Origin of the sequence: Pseudescherichia sp. (assembly GCF_031979925.1) — a bacterium.
Classification (GTDB): Bacteria; Pseudomonadota; Gammaproteobacteria; order Enterobacterales; family Enterobacteriaceae; genus Pseudescherichia.
On the sequence record NZ_DALZFB010000024.1, the window covers coordinates 1 to 14,833 of the forward strand.

Annotated in this window: 18 protein-coding genes and 1 riboswitch; of the genes, 11 read left to right on the forward strand and 7 right to left on the reverse strand. The window is 58.9% G+C overall.

The window, feature by feature from the left end; all coding sequences use genetic code 11:
* Positions 1 to 430: 430 nt before the first annotated feature.
* Both purH and purD read left to right on the forward strand, forming a co-directional pair.
* On the forward strand, positions 431 to 2,017 hold the full coding sequence (gene purH, locus RTM13_RS19885; RefSeq protein ID WP_312214450.1) for a bifunctional phosphoribosylaminoimidazolecarboxamide formyltransferase/IMP cyclohydrolase: 1,587 nt from the start codon (positions 431 to 433) through the stop codon (positions 2,015 to 2,017).
* 15 nt (positions 2,018 to 2,032) lie between these two features.
* Positions 2,033 to 3,322, forward strand: coding sequence for a phosphoribosylamine--glycine ligase (gene purD, locus RTM13_RS19890; RefSeq protein WP_312214452.1), 1,290 nt, complete (start codon positions 2,033 to 2,035; stop codon positions 3,320 to 3,322).
* A 51-nt stretch (positions 3,323 to 3,373) separates the two neighbouring features.
* Here the strand turns inward: purD and RTM13_RS19895 are convergent, their stop codons facing one another.
* The 6 genes from RTM13_RS19895 to nudC all read right to left on the reverse strand — a co-directional run bounded on the left by RTM13_RS19895 (position 3,374) and on the right by nudC (position 7,742).
* Entirely contained in the window at positions 3,374 to 4,072 is a 699-nt protein-coding gene (locus tag RTM13_RS19895) for a DUF1481 domain-containing protein (protein WP_312214454.1), read from the reverse strand.
* 6 nt (positions 4,073 to 4,078) lie between these two features.
* Positions 4,079 to 4,351, reverse strand: coding sequence for a nucleoid-associated protein HU-alpha (gene hupA / locus RTM13_RS19900; protein ID WP_032615913.1), 273 nt, complete (start codon positions 4,349 to 4,351; stop codon positions 4,079 to 4,081).
* Positions 4,352 to 4,537: 186 nt separating this feature from the next.
* Entirely contained in the window at positions 4,538 to 5,128 is a 591-nt protein-coding gene (locus RTM13_RS19905; RefSeq protein WP_312214456.1) for a YjaG family protein, read from the reverse strand.
* Positions 5,129 to 5,170: 42 nt separating this feature from the next.
* Complete coding sequence (nfi, locus tag RTM13_RS19910; protein ID WP_312214457.1) at positions 5,171 to 5,842, reverse strand: deoxyribonuclease V; 672 nt, start codon at positions 5,840 to 5,842, stop codon at positions 5,171 to 5,173.
* 9 nt (positions 5,843 to 5,851) lie between these two features.
* Positions 5,852 to 6,916: a uroporphyrinogen decarboxylase gene (hemE, locus tag RTM13_RS19915; protein ID WP_312214458.1), complete on the reverse strand. Its 1,065-nt coding sequence runs from the start codon at positions 6,914 to 6,916 to the stop codon at positions 5,852 to 5,854.
* A gap of 52 nt (positions 6,917 to 6,968) precedes the next feature.
* On the reverse strand, positions 6,969 to 7,742 hold the full coding sequence (gene nudC / locus RTM13_RS19920) for an NAD(+) diphosphatase (protein ID WP_312214460.1): 774 nt from the start codon (positions 7,740 to 7,742) through the stop codon (positions 6,969 to 6,971).
* 98 nt (positions 7,743 to 7,840) lie between these two features.
* Here nudC and rsd point away from each other — a divergent pair, with 98 nt between their 5' ends.
* The 9 genes from rsd to RTM13_RS19965 all read left to right on the forward strand — a co-directional run bounded on the left by rsd (position 7,841) and on the right by RTM13_RS19965 (position 14,590).
* Positions 7,841 to 8,344 (forward strand): sigma D regulator, encoded by a 504-nt coding sequence (gene rsd / locus RTM13_RS19925; RefSeq protein WP_312214462.1) that lies wholly within the window; start codon positions 7,841 to 7,843, stop codon positions 8,342 to 8,344.
* Between the two features lie 52 nt (positions 8,345 to 8,396).
* Positions 8,397 to 8,506: riboswitch (TPP riboswitch) on the forward strand.
* Between the two features lie 86 nt (positions 8,507 to 8,592).
* The gene (gene thiC / locus RTM13_RS19930; protein ID WP_312214463.1) at positions 8,593 to 10,380 is read left to right on the forward strand and encodes a phosphomethylpyrimidine synthase ThiC; all 1,788 of its coding nucleotides are present in this window, start codon (positions 8,593 to 8,595) and stop codon (positions 10,378 to 10,380) included.
* The gene (gene thiE, locus RTM13_RS19935) at positions 10,380 to 11,015 is read left to right on the forward strand and encodes a thiamine phosphate synthase (RefSeq protein ID WP_312214465.1); all 636 of its coding nucleotides are present in this window, start codon (positions 10,380 to 10,382) and stop codon (positions 11,013 to 11,015) included. Before thiC ends, thiE begins: the two co-directional genes overlap by 1 nt.
* On the forward strand, positions 11,008 to 11,763 hold the full coding sequence (gene thiF, locus RTM13_RS19940; protein ID WP_312214467.1) for a thiazole biosynthesis adenylyltransferase ThiF: 756 nt from the start codon (positions 11,008 to 11,010) through the stop codon (positions 11,761 to 11,763). Before thiE ends, thiF begins: the two co-directional genes overlap by 8 nt.
* On the forward strand, positions 11,747 to 11,947 hold the full coding sequence (gene thiS / locus RTM13_RS19945) for a sulfur carrier protein ThiS (protein ID WP_312214469.1): 201 nt from the start codon (positions 11,747 to 11,749) through the stop codon (positions 11,945 to 11,947). The genes thiF and thiS overlap by 17 nt, the downstream gene beginning before the upstream one ends.
* Before the next feature lies 1 nt (position 11,948).
* Positions 11,949 to 12,719 (forward strand): thiazole synthase, encoded by a 771-nt coding sequence (gene thiG / locus RTM13_RS19950; protein ID WP_312214471.1) that lies wholly within the window; start codon positions 11,949 to 11,951, stop codon positions 12,717 to 12,719.
* The gene (thiH, locus tag RTM13_RS19955) at positions 12,716 to 13,840 is read left to right on the forward strand and encodes a 2-iminoacetate synthase ThiH (protein ID WP_312214473.1); all 1,125 of its coding nucleotides are present in this window, start codon (positions 12,716 to 12,718) and stop codon (positions 13,838 to 13,840) included. The genes thiG and thiH overlap by 4 nt, the downstream gene beginning before the upstream one ends.
* A gap of 121 nt (positions 13,841 to 13,961) precedes the next feature.
* A complete protein-coding gene (locus RTM13_RS19960) occupies positions 13,962 to 14,267 on the forward strand; it encodes a PTS sugar transporter subunit IIB (protein WP_042395595.1) in 306 nt (101 codons plus the stop codon).
* 5 nt (positions 14,268 to 14,272) lie between these two features.
* Entirely contained in the window at positions 14,273 to 14,590 is a 318-nt protein-coding gene (locus tag RTM13_RS19965; protein WP_312214476.1) for a PTS lactose/cellobiose transporter subunit IIA, read from the forward strand.
* A gap of 52 nt (positions 14,591 to 14,642) precedes the next feature.
* Here RTM13_RS19965 and RTM13_RS19970 read toward each other — a convergent pair.
* Positions 14,643 to 14,833 (reverse strand): hypothetical protein (locus tag RTM13_RS19970; protein WP_312214478.1); only part of this gene is annotated, 191 nt, incomplete at its 5' end.

Here is a 14,833-nt window from a genome sequence, read left to right on the forward strand (position 1 = left end):
AGTTGCGACGCGCTTCAGCGCTCTGTCGCGAGGTGGCGTATATTACGCTTTCCTCATTCAGAGTCAAGCGTTTATTTTCGCTTTTCTCTGTCAGAACTTCCGGAGAAGTTCCTGCTGACGCGGCGGCCTGTATGCCGTTGTTCCGTGTCGATGGAGGCGCATTATAGGGAGTTCTCGAGCGCCCGCAATAGTTAAATTGCAGAAAAATGACTGACTGCTGCATTCCACAGCAAAACGCGGCCTTATACCTTTTTACGCACAGAGTTATCCACACTGCTGCGAAAAATTGAAAATTTACGAGCGATGCGCAAACGTTTTCGTTAAAATGCCTTCGCTTATTAAGGCGGCCCCTCATGGGGCGTTAGCTGAGTTTTTAGAGAAAAATTCAGCTAACGCTCTCTGTAATGTTCAAATCCCGGGGATTTATACCATGCAACAACGTCCAGTCCGCCGCGCTCTGCTCAGTGTTTCTGATAAGGCCGGTATCGTCGAATTCGCTCAGGCTCTCTCCCAGCGCGGCGTGGAGCTGCTCTCCACTGGCGGTACTGCCCGTCTGCTGGCAGATAAAGGCCTGCCGGTCACCGAAGTCTCCGATTACACCGGTTTCCCAGAAATGATGGATGGACGTGTAAAGACCCTGCACCCGAAAGTGCACGGCGGCATCCTTGGCCGTCGCGGCCAGGATGATGGGATCATGGCTCAGCATGGCATCGACCCTATCGATATGGTGGTGGTAAACCTCTATCCCTTTGCCGCGACCGTTGCCCGCGAAGGTTGCTCGCTGGAAGACGCCGTAGAGAATATCGATATCGGCGGTCCTACCATGGTGCGCTCTGCTGCCAAGAACCATAAAGACGTGGCGATTGTGGTAAAGAGCAGTGACTACGACGCGATTATTGAAGAGATGGATGCTCACGAAGGCTCTCTGACCCTTGAGACCCGTTTCGACCTCGCCATTAAAGCCTTTGAGCACACCGCCGCCTATGACAGCATGATCGCTAACTACTTCGGCAGCCTGGTGCCGGCTTACCACGGTGAAACTAAAGAGCCAGCTGGCCGCTTCCCACGCACGCTTAACCTGAACTTTATTAAGAAGCAGGATATGCGCTACGGTGAGAACAGCCACCAGCAGGCTGCCTTCTATATAGAAGAAGGTGTTAAAGAGGCTTCCGTGGCGACGGCTATTCAGGTGCAGGGCAAAGCGCTCTCCTATAACAACATTGCCGACACCGACGCGGCGCTGGAGTGCGTGAAAGAGTTCAACGAGCCGGCCTGTGTCATCGTCAAGCACGCCAACCCATGCGGCGTGGCGGTAGGCGACTCCATTCTCAGCGCTTACGATCGCGCCTATAAAACCGATCCGACCTCGGCTTTCGGCGGCATCATTGCCTTTAACCGCGAGCTGGATGCCGATACCGCCCAGGCGATCATCTCTCGCCAGTTTGTTGAAGTGATTATCGCCCCCTCAGCCACTGAAGAGGCGCTGAAGGTCACCGCCGCCAAACAGAACGTTCGCGTTCTGACCTGCGGCAAGTGGGCAGAACGTATTGCAGGCCTCGATTTTAAACGCGTTAACGGCGGCCTGCTGGTTCAGGACCGCGATCTCGGCATGGTCACCAACAAAGAGCTGCGCGTGGTCAGCAAGCGTCTGCCGACCGAAGAGGAGATGCGCGATGCCCTCTTCTGCTGGAAAGTGGCGAAGTTTGTGAAGTCCAACGCCATTGTCTACGCCAAAGATAAGATGACCATCGGCATTGGCGCAGGCCAGATGAGCCGCGTCTACTCTGCGAAAATTGCCGGTATTAAAGCGGGTGACGAAGGTCTGGAAGTGAAAGGCTCCGCGATGGCTTCCGATGCTTTCTTCCCGTTCCGCGACGGCATTGATGCAGCAGCGGCCGTGGGCGTGACCTGCGTGATCCAGCCGGGCGGCTCTATTCGTGATGATGAGGTAATTGCCGCCGCCGACGAGCATGGCATTGCGATGATCTTCACCGACATGCGTCACTTCCGTCATTAATTCACGGAGTAGAGAATGAAAGTATTAGTTATTGGTAACGGCGGACGCGAACATGCCCTGGCATGGAAGGCAGCCCAGTCTCCGCTGGTAAGCACCGTTTTTGTTGCCCCTGGCAACGCAGGTACGGCACTGGAGCCGACCCTGCAGAACGTCGCCGTAAGCGCGACGGATATTGCTGGGCTGTTAAGCTTCGCCCAGAACGAGAAGATCGATCTGACCATCGTTGGCCCGGAAGCGCCGCTGGTGATTGGCGTGGTGGATGCATTCCAGGCGGCGGGGCTGAAAATCTTCGGCCCCACCCAGGGTGCCGCCCAGCTTGAAGGCTCTAAAGCGTTCACCAAAGATTTCCTTGCTCGCCATAATATCCCGACCGCGGAGTATGAGAACTTTACCGAAGTCGAACCTGCACTGGCCTACCTGCGCAAGAAAGGCGCGCCGATCGTCATTAAAGCCGATGGCCTGGCCGCCGGTAAAGGCGTCATTGTAGCAATGACTCTGGAAGAAGCAGAAGCCGCTGTGCACGATATGCTGGCAGGTAACGCCTTTGGCGACGCTGGTCACCGCATCGTTATCGAAGAGTTCCTCGACGGTGAAGAGGCGAGCTTCATCGTGATGGTTGACGGCGAACACGTCTTGCCGATGGCCACCAGCCAGGATCACAAGCGCGTAGGCAACGGTGATACCGGCCCGAACACCGGCGGCATGGGAGCCTACTCCCCTGCCCCTGTGGTGACCAGTGAGGTACACCAGCGCACCATGGATCGCGTGATCTGGCCAACCGTGAAAGGCATGGCAGCGGAAGGTAATACCTACGTTGGCTTCCTCTATGCCGGGCTGATGATCGACAAGCAGGGCAACCCGAAGGTTATCGAGTTCAACTGCCGCTTTGGCGATCCGGAAACCCAGCCGATTATGCTGCGTATGAAGTCCGATCTGGTAGAGCTGTGCCTGGCCGCCTGTGAAGGCAAGCTCGACGAGAAAACCTCTGAGTGGGACGATCGCGCCTCGCTTGGGGTGGTCATTGCCGCAGGTGGCTACCCGGGCAACTACCGCACCGGCGACGTGATCCACGGCCTGCCGCTGGAGAGCGTCGGCGGTAAGGTGTTCCATGCCGGTACCACGCTTGCTGACGACGAGCAGGTGCTCACCAGCGGTGGACGCGTGCTCTGTGCTACCGCGCTGGGTAACACCGTTGCCGAAGCGCAGAAGAACGCCTATGCGTTAATGGCAGATATTCACTGGGATGGCAGCTTCAGCCGCCAGGATATTGGCTATCGCGCCATTGCGCGGGAAGAGCAGCAGTAACCCCTTCAGGGCGGCCCGGCGCTTGCGCGTCTCCGCCCTGTTTCAACCCCTTCAGAAACTCTTCGCCTGCGGTTGCCAGGTACAAAAATCTTCGTTTGCTACCAGCAGTAGCTGCGTCCCCTCCGGTGCTTCTAACCATGCAAGGCTAACGTCCGCTGAGGAGTGCTGCTGACGACGCTGGATATGGCTCAGCGCCTGCGGTTCAAAATCGGGCTTGATGGTTTGGCCTTCACAGGTGGTTACCGAGCCATCGCTGTGCCAGCGTCCCTGACGCAACATTACGTGGCCCTGGCGTAGGGCATCGCTGGTCTGGCGGATCTGGTCGGCGCGATAGCGGTAGAGGGCGATCTGGTCGCTGGAGAGCTGCTGCTTCTGACCGTTGACTTCTCGCTGCATAAAGCTGAGTTCGCCACGCTCGTCAAAGCGGGCGCGAATATGTTCCGGCGGCGTGCCGTAGACGTTGAGTTCGATCAGCGCGAGCCGATCGCCCTGCCAGCGGTATTCACTGATAGAGGTATCCCCGCTGCGCCACGGACTAAACGCCGTAAGGAGATGGACGGCGTCTCCGTCGTCCTTCCGCCATATGCGCACCGCCCCTTGATCCCCCGCATAGCCGCTGGCGGTAAAGGGTGGCAGTGAATCATCGTGGCTACAGGCGGTCAGCAACAGCAGGCCCGCCAGCGTCAGGGTGCGACGCCAGACAGACAAAAGGGGCGAAACCGCCCCCTCATCAAAACTGTTCGCTGTCACGCGGTCTTATTTAACTGCGTCTTTCAGAGCTTTGCCAGAAACAAATGCCGGCACGTTAGCTGCGGCGATTTTGATTTCGTTACCGGTCTGCGGGTTGCGGCCAGTACGCTCAGCGCGGTGGTTCACTTTGAAGGTTCCGAAACCAACCAGTTGTACAGCATCGCCTTCTTTCAGAGACTCAGTAATAGCAGCCAGGGTGGATTCCAGGGCAGCTTTCGCCTGTACTTTAGACAGGTCAGCTTTGTCTGCAATTACATCAATCAGTTGAGTCTTGTTCATAAGTTATCCTTACAATGTGTTTATCGCTTGCTAAGCATCGAGTGCGACGAAAATGCCAGAAAAGCACTCTCCTGCATACACGCACCGATAGCCACTTTTTTTCGCCCTCCAAATGTAGACCAGACGGGGGGCCAATGGGAAGCCTTCCAGAGAGACAAAACAGGCGTTAAATCACGTTTTGTTGTCTCATTGCTGCAAAAGTATACCGATATTACTCTCGCCCGCCTCGCGTAAGTCCGCGCGTAGCCCTTTAATCAGCTCAATATCGCGTTCTTCGCAGTCAGCCAAAAGTCGGAATATTTCCCACTGAATATCCCACTCCTGCTCTACGGCCGGGTTCGCTTTCAGCTCATCGTCGGTCATTTCGCGACCTGCCTGAGTCATCTCCAGCATCGCTACCGTGGTGATTGAGGTCTTGCTTACCTCAATGGTGTGCTCCAGGGTCTCACCGCTCAGGCGCGAGTGCAGCAGTTCGCTCAACGCCACGCAGGCGTCGATGGCCGGATAGACGCCGTAGAGATCGTAATCGTCAGCTACCGGGATCGCCTCTTCCAGCTTCTCGAGTTGGCTATCGAAATTCACCTTCGCGTCTTTCACCGTCAGCGTCTCCCAGATCAGGTCAACAATACGGCGGTAAAGCTGCGCGTCACCGAAGCCGGTCTGCTGGCAGAACATGGCGTAGTTCGGATACATGCGCTCGCACAGGCAGGCCATAAAGGTAACGTGCTGCCAGCTCTCCAGCCTCTCCAGGCGCAGGTGAATCGGGTTTTGTAACATGGTGAATTCTCGCTATCGGAAATTAGCCGCAGTGTACCTGAATCAGGGCTGAATTTCCTGCCATCGCACAAATGCCGGACGACGTGATGCGACGGCATCGGCCCAGCGCGTTGGCTCTGGCAGACGGTAGCCTTTGGTACAGCGCTGAACCCACGCCAGGGCGCTGTCCAGCCCAACGCGATGCCCTGTCGCCACAAAGAGCGGATTACAGCGTGCCTTGCTGCGCCACACCCATGCCAGCTGCTCGCCCTTATCCATCAACGGCGCGAGCGCCCCTGGCTCAGGCGAGAGCGGTTCAAACTTGCCGCACAGGCGTTTCTTCGCCACGCCGATCGTCGGCACGTCCACCAGCAGGCCGAAGTGGCTGGCGACGCCGAGGCGGCGCGGGTGCGAGATCCCGTGTCCGTCCACGAACAGCAGGTCGGGTTTTTGCGAGAGCATCTCCCACGCTGCCAGCAGCGCGGGATATTCACGGAAGGAGAGAAAGCCGGGGATATAGGGCATGGTAGTGGCAATACGTGCGACCTGATACTCCACCAGCTCCAGCGACGGGTACTTCAGCACCACCATCGCCGCTCTGGTCACTTCGCCGCCCTGCTCAAAGCCGACGTCCGCGCCGCCGATAAACGCCGGGGGATCGCTAATGAAACGATCCTCGCGGATTACTGATGAAGCCAGTTCGATTTGCTGAGCGCGTAGCGACGCGAGATCCATATATGCTCCTTAGCGGTGATATTGCTCCGACAGACGATGTACCGCCTCGACAAATGCGCCCGCATGTTCAGGCGGCACATCCTGATGAATACCGTGGCCGAGGTTAAAGACGTGGCCTTCGCCCTGGCCGAAACCAGAAAGTATAGTCGCGACTTCCTCTTCGATGCGGGCCGGTGGCGCATAGAGCATCGACGGATCCATATTGCCCTGCAGCGCCACCTTGTGCCCTACGCGACGACGGGCTTCGGCGATATCGATGGTCCAGTCGAGGCCCAGTGCGTCACAGCCGGTCTCCGCCATCGCCTCCAGCCACTGTCCACCGCCTTTGGTAAACAGGGTGACCGGCACGCGGCGGCCCTCGTTCTCCCGCAGCAGGCCATCGACGATCTTATGCATGTAGTAGAGCGAAAACTGCTGATAGTCGCGCCCGGTCAGTACGCCACCCCAGGTGTCGAAAATCATCACCGACTGCGCGCCGGCTTTAATCTGCGCGTTGAGATAGAGTGTGACGCTCTTCGCCAGCTTCTCCAGCAGCGCATGCAGGGTTTGCGGCTCGGCATACATCATCTTTTTGATAACGGTAAAGGCCTTGCTGCTGCCGCCTTCCACCATGTAGGTCGCCAGCGTCCACGGGCTGCCGGAGAAGCCAATCAGCGGCACCTCGCCCTTCAGCTCGCGGCGGATAGTGCGCACGGCATTCATCACGTAGCCCAGCTCTTGCTCTGGATCGGGAACAGGCAGGCGGTCAACGTCGGCTTTGCCGGTAATTGGCAGGCTAAAGCGCGGGCCTTCCCCGGCTTCAAAATAGAGGCCTAGCCCCATCGCATCAGGGATAGTCAGGATATCTGAAAACAGAATGGCGGCATCAAGGGGGTAACGGCGCAGCGGCTGTAGCGTGACCTCACAGGCCAGCTCGGCGTTTTTGCACAGCGACATAAAATCGCCCGCCTGAGCGCGCGTGGCTTTATACTCCGGCAGATAGCGCCCGGCCTGTCTCATCATCCATACCGGCGTGATATCCACGGGCTGGCGCAGCAGCGCGCGCAGGTAACGATCGTTTTTCAGTTCGGTCATTTTGCAATTCCTCAATGCGTCAGACCGTTATTGTAACACGCCGCCTCATGCTTCACTCATACTCTGCCCGACAGAGGGCGACCGTATCCTCAATCAGCCGTCGCGCCACCGTGCCCGGCGGCGGCAGAAGCGGCAGCTGGTCATAGCGATACCAGCCCGCATCCAGCAGCTCGTTAGGATCGATGACGATATCGCCGCTGTCATACTCGGCCATAAAAGCGGTCATCAGGGATTGCGGGAACGGCCAGGGTTGGGAGGTGACGTAGCGCAGGTTTTTCACCCGGATACCGCTCTCCTCCATCACCTCACGGGCAACGGTCTGTTCAAGGGTCTCACCCACCTCGACGAAGCCAGCCAGCACGGTATAGACGCCGTTGCGATGGCGGGTGTGCTGGGCCAACAGAATATGGTCGTCACGGCGGATCGCGACGATAATGCAGGGGGCAATTTGCGGGTAGTAGCGTTCGCGGCAGCCGCCGCAGAGCATTGCCCACTCGGTTTTGCTCGGGTGCATGGTGTGCCCGCAGTAGCCGCAGAACTTATGCGAACGGTAGAATTCTGCCAGTTGTACGCCTCGCCCGGCAAGCTGGAACAGACCAACCTCCTGATCCATCAGCTGGCGCACCGAAGCCATCTCCTGATGTCGGGACTGGCGAACCAGCCACACCGATTCCCCCTGCCATTCGCCGATAATTAACCCACGCTGGCCCACAAGATCAAAATTTCCTGCCTCACCATGTGGTAATTCTCCAGCGGGCAACCATAATTTTTGTTCATGGCTGACGATCCACCAGCCCTGATCGGTTAATTCGATGACACGTTCCATAATCTGTTGCACTACCTTAGCGACACTGGCATGTTGGTTACATCATTTTTACATATTTTGGGTGAAAACTTTTTTAATCTTAAACCACGGAGTTAATCATGCTAAACCACCTGGAGAGCCTGACGGCGCGCGTAGGCGGGACGAATAAACTAGTCGATCACTGGTTACAGGTGCGCAAGCATTTGCTGGTATCGTATTACAATCTGGTGGGCATCAAGCCGGGCAAAGAGTCCTATACAGAGCTGGATGAAAAGGCTCTGGACGATTTTTGCCATAATCTGGTCGATTATCTTTCCGCCGGTCACTTTAGTATTTATGAACGGATTGTCAGCGAAATGGAAGGGAGCAGCCCACTTTTAGCCGCCACGCAAATCTATCCACAGCTGGAAGCCAATACCCAGCAGATCATGAATTATTACGACTCTAGCCTGGAAAACGCGATCGAAGACGACAAATGGGTTGAATTCCAGGAAGCGCTCTCCGGCATTGGCGAAGCGCTGGCCGCACGCTTTACGCTGGAAGACCAGCTGATTGTCATGGCGTTCGATTTTAATCTTGTCGACAGCGCTAACGACGATACCAACATCGCTCGCCCCGCTTGAGTTCTTAAGCATTAACGCGTAGTTTACTTATCTCCCCCTGTTACTGAGGGGGGTTTTCTTGTCGGAGTGCCGAGTGCGCAAGCACCGGCTGAGACCGTTAATTCGGGATCCGCGGAACCTGATCAGGTTAGAACCTGCGAAGGGAACAAGAGTCAATCTGCTGTCGCGCACCCTCTCTGGCTGCGTGTACCTCTTGCTTCATCCGTCGTTCTGACAAGCCATGTCCTTAATTTTTTATGGAATGAGCTATGTCTGAGTCTGCTACTAAACCTACCCGCCGTGAACAGCGCGCCGCTGCCCAGCACTTTATCAACACGCTGGAGGGCACCACCTTTCCCAACTCAAAACGTATCTATATTCCGGGTTCGCAGAGCGATATTCGCGTGCCGATGCGTGAGATCCAGCTTAGCCCGACGCTTATTGGCGGCAGCAAAGCAGAGCCGCAGTTTGAAGAGAACGAGGCGATCCCGGTATACGACACCTCTGGTCCCTACGGCGATCCAGATGTGGCGATCGACGTAGAAAAAGGGATCGCGAAGATCCGATCCGCATGGATCGCCGCCCGTCCTGGGAAGTGCGTCACCCAGCTGCACTACGCTCGCCAGGGGATCGTGACGCCGGAGATGGAGTTCATCGCTCTGCGTGAAAATATGGGCCGGGAGCGTATCCGTGGTGAGGTGCTGCGCCGCCAGCATCCGGGCGAAGGCTTTGGCGCACGCCTGCCGGAGAATATCACCCCGGAGTTTGTCCGCGACGAAGTGGCTGCCGGGCGCGCCATTATTCCTGCCAATATCAACCACCCCGAATCCGAACCGATGATTATCGGCCGCAACTTCCTGGTGAAGGTCAATGCCAACATCGGCAACTCGGCGGTGACCTCCTCCATCGAAGAGGAGGTGGAGAAGCTGGTGTGGGCCACCCGCTGGGGCGCAGACACGGTGATGGATCTCTCCACCGGCCGCAATATCCATGAGACGCGGGAGTGGATCCTGCGCAACAGCCCGGTCCCTATCGGCACCGTTCCGATCTACCAGGCGCTCGAGAAGGTCAACGGCATCGCCGAGAACCTCTCCTGGGAAGCCTTCCGCGAGACGCTGCTGGAGCAGGCTGAACAGGGGGTGGACTACTTCACCATTCACGCAGGTGTGCTGCTGCGTTATGTGCCGATGACCGCCAACCGCCTTACCGGTATCGTATCGCGCGGCGGCTCAATCATGGCCAAGTGGTGCCTCTCCCACCATCAGGAGAACTTCCTGTATCAACACTTCCGCGAGATCTGCGAAATCTGCGCCGCCTACGACGTCTCTCTGTCGCTGGGCGACGGCCTGCGTCCTGGCTCGATTCAGGATGCCAACGACGAGGCACAGTTTGCCGAGCTGCATACCCTGGGCGAACTGACCAAAATTGCCTGGGAGTACGACGTGCAGGTGATGATTGAAGGCCCGGGCCACGTGCCCATGCAGATGATCCGCCGCAACATGACTGAAGAGCTGGAGCACTGCCATGAAGCGCCGTTCTATACTCTCGGGCCATTGACCACCGATATCGCGCCGGGCTATGACCACTTTACCTCCGGTATTGGCGCGGCGATGATCGGCTGGTTTGGCTGCGCCATGCTCTGCTACGTGACGCCCAAAGAGCACCTTGGCCTGCCGAACAAGGAGGATGTGAAGCAGGGACTGATCACCTACAAAATTGCCGCCCACGCCGCCGACCTCGCTAAAGGCCATCCGGGAGCGCAGATCCGCGACAATGCCATGTCGAAAGCGCGGTTTGAGTTCCGCTGGGAGGATCAGTTTAACCTCGCCCTTGACCCCTTCACCGCCCGCGCCTACCACGATGAGACCCTGCCCCAGGAGTCCGGCAAAGTGGCCCACTTCTGCTCCATGTGCGGACCCAAGTTCTGCTCGATGAAGATCAGCCAGGAGGTGCGTGACTACGCCGCGGCCCAGGCGATCGAGGTGGGGATGAACGATATGTCGAACGACTTTCGCGCCCGCGGCGGCGAGATCTATCTCAAAAAGGAGGAGGTCTGATGTACCAGCCTGATTTCCCAACGGTGCCTTACCGCCTGGGCCTCTATCCGGTTGTCGACAGCGTGATGTGGATTGAGCGCCTGCTGGAGTCGGGCGTGCGCACCCTCCAGCTGCGGATCAAGGATAAGCAGGACCATGAGGTAGAGGCTGACGTCGTGGCGGCCATTGCGCTGGGCAAGCGCTACGCAGCGCGGCTGTTTATTAACGACTACTGGCGGCTGGCCATTAAACATGACGCTTACGGCGTGCATCTGGGGCAGGAGGATCTGGAGACAACCGACCTTAGCGCAATCCGCAACGCGGGTCTGCGCCTGGGCGTCTCGACCCATGATGATATGGAAATCGACGTTGCGCTGGCCGCCCGCCCCTCCTACATCGCCCTCGGCCATGTCTTCCCGACCCAGACCAAGCAGATGCCCTCCGCGCCGCAGGGCCTGGCGCAGCTGGCGAACCACGTTGCCCGGCTGAAAGATTACCCGACGGTGGCCATCGGCGGCATTAGCCTTGCGCGCGCGTCGCAGGTGCTGGCAACCGGGGTTGGCAGCATTGCGGTAGTGAGCGCCATCACCCAGGCAGCGGACTGGCGCAGCGCCACCCAGCAACTTATCGACCTCGCGGGGGTGGGCGATGAATGACAGCGACTTTATGCGCTACAGCCGGCAGATCCTGCTGGAGGATATCGCTCTTGATGGCCAGCAAAAGCTACTCGCCAGCCGGGTGCTGATTATCGGCCTCGGTGGCTTAGGCTCCCCCGCCGCGCTCTATCTGGCGGCGGCCGGGGTTGGGACGCTGGTGCTGGCGGACGATGACGCGGTGCACCTGAGCAACCTGCAACGGCAGATTATGTTCACCACCGACGACATTAATAAGCCAAAAGCCGATGCGGCCCGCCAGCGGTTACAGCAGCTCAATCCCCACATTGAGTTGCTTACCCTGGAGGCTCGTCTGGAGGGCGAAGCGCTCCGCCAGCAGGTGGCACAGGCCGACGTGGTGCTCGACTGTACCGATAACATGGTGACGCGTCAGGCGATTAACGCCGCCTGCGTGGCGCTGGACACCCCGCTGATCACCGCCAGCGCCGTGGGGTTTGGCGGCCAGCTGATGGTGCTCACTCCACCGTGGACGCACGGCTGCTACCGCTGCCTGTGGCCGGACAACGACGAGCCGCAGCGCAACTGCCGCACGGCGGGCGTCATTGGCCCGGTAGTGGGGATGATGGGCACATTGCAGGCGCTGGAGGCATTAAAGCTACTCAGTGGTATGCGGGCAGCCGAGGGCGAGCTGCGCCTGTTTGACGGGCGCAAGCACCACTGGCGCACGCTTGGACTCCAGCGGGCGGCGGGCTGCCCAGTTTGCGGAGGGCGAGATGCGCATCCTGTTTAATGACGAGCCGATGCAGTGCGCGGAGGCGCTAACCCTGCACGGGCTGCTGGAGCAGCTTAACCAGCTCAAGCCGGGAACGGCGCTGGCGCTTAATCAGCAGATTATTCCCCGCGATCGCTGGGATCATCATCAACTGCGGGACGGCGATCGGATCCTGCTTTTTCAGGTTATCGCCGGAGGCTGACATGTTACGTATTGCAGATAAAACTTTTGAATCACACCTGTTTACCGGCACGGGGAAGTTTGCCTCATCGCAGCTGATGACCGATGCGATCCACGCCTCGGGTAGCCAGCTGGTCACCCTGGCGATGAAGCGCGTCGACCTGCGCCAGCGTAACGATGCGATCCTCGCCCCGCTGCTGGAGGCGGGCGTCACGCTGCTGCCGAACACCTCCGGGGCGAAAACGGCCGAAGAGGCGGTGTTTGCCGCCCGGCTGGCACGCGAGGCGCTGGGCACCCACTGGCTGAAGCTGGAGATCCACCCGGATGCACGCTGGCTGCTGCCCGATCCGGTTGAGACCCTGAAGGCGGCAGAGATGCTGGTCAAAGAGGGCTTCGTGGTACTTCCCTACTGCAGCGCCGATCCGGTGCTGTGCCGACGGCTGGAGGAGGCAGGCTGCGCCGCGGTGATGCCGCTCGGTTCGCCGATAGGTTCAAACCAGGGCCTGGCCACGCGTGCCATGCTGGAGATTATTATTGCTCAGTCCGGGGTGCCGGTGGTGGTGGATGCCGGGATCGGGACTCCCAGCCACGCGGCGGAAGCGCTGGAGATGGGGGCCAGCGCGGTGCTGGTGAATACGGCGATTGCCGTCGCCAACGATCCGGTTGCGATGGCCCGTGCGTTCAGGCTGGCTGTTGAGGCCGGAATGCTGGCGCGCCAGGCGGGGCCGGGTGCAGTAAACAGCATTGCCAGCGCCACCAGCCCGCTGACTGGATTTCTGGAGGTGGGCGTATGAAGACCTTTAGCGACTACTGGCGGCAGCTCGACTGGGAGGATATCCGGCTGCGCATTCACAGTAAAACCCGCGCCGACGTTGAGCGGGCGCTGGCGGCTACCCAGCTGACCCGCGATGACATGATGGCCCTGCTCTCACCTGCCGCCAGCGACTATCTGGAGCCGCTGGCCCAGCGGTCGCAGCGTCTTACCCGCCAGCGCTTTGGCAACGCCGTCGGCCTCTACGTCCCGCTCTATCTCTCTAACCTGTGCGCCAACGACTGCACCTACTGCGGCTTCTCCATGAGCAACCGCATAAAGCGTAAGACCCTGGATGAGGAGGAGATCCTGCGCGAGTGCGCGGCGATCCGCGAGATGGGCTTTGAGCATCTGCTGCTGGTGACCGGCGAGCATCAGACGAAGGTGGGAATGGACTATTTTCGCCGCCATTTCCCCGCCATTCGCCGCCAGTTCGCATCTTTACAGATGGAGGTGCAGCCGCTGTCGCAGGCGGAGTATGCCGAGCTTAAAACGCTGGGGCTGGACGGGGTGATGGTCTACCAGGAGACCTATCATGAGGCAACGTATGCCCGTCATCACCTGAAGGGCAATAAGCAGGACTTCTTCTGGCGGCTGGAGACGCCGGACCGGCTTGGCCGGGCGGGTATCGACAGGATTGGCCTTGGCGCGCTGGTGGGTCTCTCCGACAGCTGGCGGGTGGATTGCTACATGGTGGCGGAGCATCTGCTCTGGCTCCAGCAGCACTACTGGCAGAGCCGCTACTCTATCTCCTTCCCCCGCCTGCGCCCGTGCGCAGGAGGCATTGAACCCGCCTCGCTGATGGATGAGCGCCAGCTGGTGCAGACCATCTGCGCCTTCCGTCTGCTGGCACCCGACGTGGAGCTTTCCCTCTCCACCCGGGAGTCGCCGTGGTTCCGCGATCATATTGTCCCGCTCGCCATTACCAGCGTCAGCGCCTTCTCAAAAACCCAGCCGGGGGGCTATGCCGATAATCATCCTGAGCTGGAGCAGTTCGCGCCGCACGACGGCCGCCGCCCGGAGGAGGTCGCCAGCGCCCTGCTGCGCAACGGCCTACAGCCGGTGTGGAAAGACTGGGACGGCTACCTTGGACGGACAGTTTGAGGCGAGTGGATTTCGTTCGTAAGAATTGTTTGTGATACTCCACACACAATCAGGGTAAGGCGGTTGTTGAACCAGACGGTGGGATTAATGTTTATTTATCCCATCGTTGTCGAGGCTGACTATGAAAAACATCGTCTTATGCTGTGCAGCGGGTATGTCCACCAGCATGTTAGTTCAACGCATGAAAGATGCGGCGCAGAAAAAAGGCGTCGAGGTCTCTATCAAGGCGGTTCCGGTCTCCGAGTTCAAGGAGAACCTCGCCGAGGCCGATATTATCCTGCTCGGCCCACAGGTGAAGTATGAGCAGGCAAAACTGCAGGCGCAGGCGGAGCCGCTGGGCAAGAAGGTCGCGGTGATCGATATGATGGACTACGGCATGATGAAGGGCGACGTCGTGCTGGATAAAGCGCTGAAGCTGCTGGAGTGAACCCTATGGAGGATCTCGAAACCACCATTATGGAGCTGCTGGTTAACGCCGGGGCGGCACGCAGCCAGGCGCTTACCGCGCTGCAACTGGCGCGCAAAGGCGATTTCACGGGCGCAGAGCAGGCGATGGACGAGTCGCGCGAGTTCGTGAAGCATGCACACAAAATCCAGACCGAGCTGATAGGCCTGGACGAAGGCGTCGGCAAGCTGCCGGTGAATCTGATCACCGTTCACTCCCAGGATCACCTGATGAACGCGATGGTGATTCAGGATCTGGCCGGGGATATGATCGAGCTATACCGACGGCTGCCGGTAGCTCAGTAAACAGACATAAAAAAACCCGCCGAAGCGGGTTTTTTATTAGCGGAAAGCAGCGTTAGTCGTTGTCGGAACCGCCCAGGCCTGCGTTCAGCAGCTCTGCCAGGCTGGCAGAAGCGTCTTCAGCAGTCACCTGCGGTGCTGCCGGCAGTTCGCCAGCGGCGCGACGGCGCATACGATCCTGGTGGTACGCATAACCGGTACCGGCCGGGATCAGACGACCCACGATAACGTTCTCTTTCAGACCGC